The sequence below is a fragment of the Sulfobacillus harzensis genome, from assembly GCF_012933365.1.
In the GTDB taxonomy this organism is placed as follows: domain Bacteria; phylum Bacillota; class Sulfobacillia; order Sulfobacillales; family Sulfobacillaceae; genus Sulfobacillus_B; species Sulfobacillus_B harzensis.
In genome coordinates, this window is sequence record NZ_JABBVZ010000247.1 from 1 (window position 1) to 1,623 (window position 1,623).

1 protein-coding gene is annotated in these 1,623 nt (G+C 62.7%); it reads right to left on the reverse strand.

All coding sequences use genetic code 11. From position 1 onward, the window contains the following. Positions 1-90: 90 nt before the first annotated feature. Positions 91-1,455: an ISNCY family transposase gene (locus HIJ39_RS22795; protein ID WP_169103318.1), complete on the reverse strand. Its 1,365-nt coding sequence runs from the start codon at positions 1,453-1,455 to the stop codon at positions 91-93. Positions 1,456-1,623: the final 168 nt, after the last annotated feature.

Below are 1,623 nucleotides of genomic sequence, written 5' to 3' on the forward strand. Positions count from 1 at the left end.
GTGCTGAAAAAGTCTGTCCGTGCGTATGACCACGATTGGAACACGGACTGGGCAATGGGTTGGGGATCCTTGAGCGGACGTCGGGGGACCTTAGCCGATCTGCCGCTGGGCCCAGCGGCGGACATTATGGGTGAAGATGCTGAGGCCGATCCCCGTTGCCACCACCTCATAGCCTCGGTAGCGACTGCGTCGGAGCCCATACTTCCGATTTAACCGACTAATGGTGCCCTCCCCTCCGGCCCGCCAACGCTGGGCTCGGCGGAACGCAGCACCGCGTTCCTGCGCGATGCGGGCGGTCGATTTCTTGCCGCGTTTCGGGATGGCGACGGTCCTGATGCTCCGGCTCTGGCAGTCCCGCTGATTGCCGGCGCTGTCGTAGCCCCGGTCGGTGGCCACGATGTCCGGATCGCGCCCGAACTGGGCGCGATGGCGATCCAAGGCGGGGCCGAGTGCCTCGGCGTCCGGTGGGTTCCCGGTGCTAACCGAGTAATCGGTGACGAACCCATTTTCCGCTTCCACGATCTGCACTTTGTAGCCAAATTGCACGGGATGCCCCAGTTTGCCCTTTTTAATGGGCCGCGCCTCGGGATCTGCCACGCTCACCATCCGATCGGGGATTCGCTCTCCGGCGGTGGCCGACCGACTCTGGCGGATGACCGTCTGGAGATCCTGCAAAGCCTGTTTGACTTGGGCTACCCGGCGCGCCGCTGCCTGGTTAAGCACGGGAAGCTGCTCCTTCGCCGCGTCAATCAGCCGTGCGACCGCACGCCCTTGTGCCTCCCCAATCCGCGCCAGTTCTTCCGTAATCCGGCGCACCTCCGTCACCGCCTCACCAGTCCGGCGTCTCAAGACTTTCCCGATGTTGAGGAGGCGGCGCTTAACGCTGCGGGCGCGGTCCCGAATAGGAACCGACACCTCATCCACCAGGGCTGCCACGTGTCGCGCCCTACGGGCTACGTGACGAATGCCATCCGCAATGAGACCCGAATCCGTCGGATAATGGATATCGGCTTCAACGACGGTGGAATCCATCCGAAACCGGCGCCCGCGGACGATCTTCTCCGTGTGGAGCCGGGCCGTGACGGCCCGGTTGACGGCCGCGATGCCGGTCGGTCCCAGCCGGCGCCGCCAGTACGTCAGCGTGGTCGGGTGTGGCAGGGGGTCCGCGATCCCGAAGTGGCAGAACTTCCGCCAGTGAAAGCTATCCGCCACTTCTTGGATCAGCACCCGGTCCGCCAATTGATATCGGTCCTTGAGGTACAAGAGACGCAAGATCTGGGCTGCTGGGACCGAGGGCCGACCCCGTTCGGGGTCAAGTTGAGCCAGTAGTGGAGCCAAAATCGCGGGATCCGCCAACAGGTGATCCACAGCGGCCAATTCGGCGGGCAGCGTCCACACCTCCGGCGGCATCGCCGCCGTCAAGAAGTCTAATTGCTCGTGGTCATATTGTTGCATTGAATCCCCGAAGCAGGAACTCACGCCCCCCGGCGCGAATACTTGCTTATCGGGATTCCCCCCTTCGAATTTGGATGGTTTGGTCACTGGATAAATTCGACAATAGGGCCGGGAATCCCTGCTTTTATGCGGTTTTCAAGGATCCACAGCGGGTGACTTTTTCAGCAG